General features: G+C 48.2%; 4 protein-coding genes. 3 read left to right on the top strand and 1 reads right to left on the bottom strand.

Translation table 11 applies throughout. The annotated features are described in order from the left end of the window. Positions 1-1080 (bottom strand): urease accessory protein UreH domain-containing protein (locus ACYVTD_RS11315; protein ID WP_461247877.1); only part of this gene is annotated, 1080 nt, incomplete at its 3' end. Positions 1081-1234: 154 nt separating this feature from the next. Here ACYVTD_RS11315 and ACYVTD_RS11310 point away from each other — a divergent pair. The 3 genes from ACYVTD_RS11310 to ACYVTD_RS11300 form a co-directional block, all read left to right on the top strand. Beyond that, positions 1235-1729, top strand: a complete 495-nt coding sequence (locus ACYVTD_RS11310; protein ID WP_461247876.1) for an L-2-amino-thiazoline-4-carboxylic acid hydrolase — start codon at positions 1235-1237, stop codon at positions 1727-1729. A 103-nt stretch (positions 1730-1832) separates the two neighbouring features. Then, positions 1833-2576 carry a DUF4418 family protein gene (locus ACYVTD_RS11305; RefSeq protein ID WP_461247875.1) on the top strand — a complete coding sequence of 248 codons (744 nt, stop codon included), beginning with the start codon at positions 1833-1835 and terminating at the stop codon, positions 2574-2576. Between the two features lie 80 nt (positions 2577-2656). Beyond that, positions 2657-2875 (top strand): hypothetical protein (locus ACYVTD_RS11300; protein ID WP_461247874.1); only part of this gene is annotated, 219 nt, incomplete at its 3' end.

Here is a 2875-nt window from a genome sequence, read left to right as displayed (position 1 = left end):
GGCGGGTTTAACGGAAGCTGTCTTTTCCGGCGAACTGGTAAAACTTGAAAGGCTTATACCGTTTGAGAACATGACCAGTCCTAGCGCGGTTACAAGAATCGCCCCCGTCTGCATGACGCGGCGGGAAAACACGCGCCCTTTCGCGCCGCTTGTAAGCGAGCTTGCCGCGCCAAGCGCGAACATCAGCGGAATGGTTCCCGCGCAAAACAGGAACATGGAAACGCCGCCCTTGACGGGGCTTCCAGTGGAAAGCGCGTAAACCTGCATCGCCTGTAAAGGGCCGCACGGCATAAATCCGTTAAGGAAGCCTACGATGAGCGGGCTGTGCGGCGTTCTTTGTCTTTCCGTCTTATCATGGAAAAAATTCGGCAACTGCGGAACAAGCCGCCTCAGGAAAGGAAACATTCCAGTCATGTTAAGCCCCATAACAACCATGAAGACTCCGGCGACAAGCTGGACGATTCCCTTAAAATGCCCGGTCAGGGTAATCGCCGAGCCAATCGCGCCCACCAGTACACCGACCAACGTATACGAAACAAGCCGTCCGCCGTTGTAGAGGATGCCCGGCAAGAGCAAAGAATAAACGCCGTCCGCCTTTGTCCCCTCTTCCCTTTTATTTAAAGTCTGCGAAAGATTGATCCCGCCGCACATGGCGATACAGTGGACGCTAGTAAGCAGGCCGATGACCAGCAGCATCCCGTAACCCATGCCTTCTTTGGCGATCGGGAAAGCGGCGGCAAGACTACTTGTCGAGAACGCGCGAAAAAGCATAAAGAGGGCGAGGATGATTAACAGAACGCCCGCGATTTGCGGAAGCGTCATTATTGGCGAAGTTTGATTTTTACCGCTGTCTTCCAGCGCCTGATAGCCAAGATCGTTTACTATAGAAGAAATCTTATCAAAGTTGATTATTCCCTCATCGTAAGTGACAGCCGCGTGTCCGGTGCGGTAGTTTACGGACGCTTTTTTTACGCCCGCTTTTTTCAGTTCTTTCTCTATTATATTTTGACAGTTAACGCAGTACATTCCGCTAACGCGGAACGAGCGTTTTTGTAAAATTTGTTTTTCCGTTGCTTCCATAAAAATCCCCTTAATTATTATACCACTATATTCTAAATAATAACATAGTATACATATTGACAAGATAAGTATTATAAAGCAGTATACTTTTGAATCTTCTTTGTGATCTTTGTCCCTTTGTGAGAAATCTTGGGGAAAAATTTTTGGAGGCTTTATGTCAAAAATTAAAAATAACGAGAATCCTGTTGAAGAAATTGTAAATGTAAACCGCACCGCAATCGAGCATAGGGCGACGTGGATGGGGCTTATCTACGACGAAATGGTAAAAGCCGGCATTGACGCCGAGCCCATCATCAGGAAGGCGATCAGGCGTTGCGGGAAGATCCACGGCGAAAACATCAAGAAACGCTGCGCGAGTACAGGCAACTGTGAAGATTTCAGGAAGGCGTTTTTGGCCGATTTGGGGATAAAAACCTTTGATATGACCCTTGAAGGCTCGAGCGCCGACGCCCTCAGCATAGATTTCCATTACTGCGCCCTGGTAAGCGCGTGGCAAAAACTAGGGTTCGACGACAAGACCTGCGATTTGCTGTGCGACATGGCTATGGACGGAGACCGCGCCATCGCCGACGTTTTGGGGCTTTCCCTGTCGCTGGACGAAACGCTCGCGAAGGGCTGTCCGGCCTGCAAGCTCCGTTTCCACAAATAAAATTTAAAGAGCATTTTTTTCGTCTTTTCCTATTGACAATAGTTTCAGGCTATTATAACATATTATACAGATAGGTATTATATGCTTATGTTAAGGAGAATTTATGAAAAGTATAGACTTGAAAACCGGCAATATTTCTCTTAAAAACCTTATGACCAGGCCTGTCCGTACCGCCTGTCTTTTTGTCGTCGTGGCGATTCTTGCCTTTACCCTTTTTGGCGGCTCGATTCTCGCCTTAAACTTGCGTCAGGGATTGGACACGATGACAAAGCGTTTCGGGGCCGATTTAATGGTCGTCCCGAAAGGGTCTGGCGAAAAGGCGCAAGCCCTTCTGCTTCGCGGCGACAGCGGCTATTTTTATTTTGGTGCGGACATTGTTGATAAAGTCGCCGGAACGGAAGGCGTAGCCTGCGCTTCGCCTCAATTTTTTCTTACTTCCCTTTCCGCCGATTGCTGTGACGAAGCTGTTCAGCTTATCGCGTATGATCCCGATACCGATTTTGTCGTTCAGCCGTGGATAGCGGAAAAGCACCATGGATCCATAAGCGACGGCCAGGTAATAGTCGGAACCCATATCGGAGTCCACCCTATCGGCGTAGGCGCCGTTATTGCCGCTTTGGGAATCGCCCTTATTGTTTTTACCTGTTCAAAAATACAGCTTGGGCTTACAATCGGGGTATTTTTGTCGAGCGTTAACGCCCTGCTTGTAATTTACGCGCTTATCGGCGGCTGTGCCCATCACACCATGCCCTGCCGTGAAATAGCATTCCCCGCGATTACGGTTATCAGTATTATATTAATTATCAAGTCGGGGATTTACGCTGTGTATCTGGCGCGGAAAAAATAGCCTAGCCGCTTGATTACAAGTTCCTACTTATAACACCGCATTCTCTTGACGGTTATTACGCTAATTGGTATTCTTTATTGATGAATATTTTAACCGTTCCAGGAATATATGAAAATTCTCCCGGTTCTGTAAGTTCCGTGGGCGAAATAGCTGCGGGCATGGGTAAAAAAAAGGCCTTATTGGTAGCTGGACCGCGGGCGTATGACTCCGTCAGGGAAAAATTAACCGCGTCCCTTGAGTCGGCGCGCATACAGTATGAAAATTTTACCTTTAAGGGATACACCACTAATGAAGCCGCC

Source organism: Treponema sp. R6D11, from assembly GCF_054786075.1.
This window is presented reverse-complemented; position numbering and strand designations above follow the sequence as displayed.

Excerpts from the sequence above, each read along its gene's own strand:
- ACYVTD_RS11310 (WP_461247876.1), top strand. The coding sequence starts at position 1,235 with ATGTCAAAAATTAAAAATAACGAGAATCCTGTTGAAGAAATTGTAAAT.
- ACYVTD_RS11305 (WP_461247875.1), top strand. The coding sequence starts at position 1,833 with ATGAAAAGTATAGACTTGAAAACCGGCAATATTTCTCTTAAAAACCTT.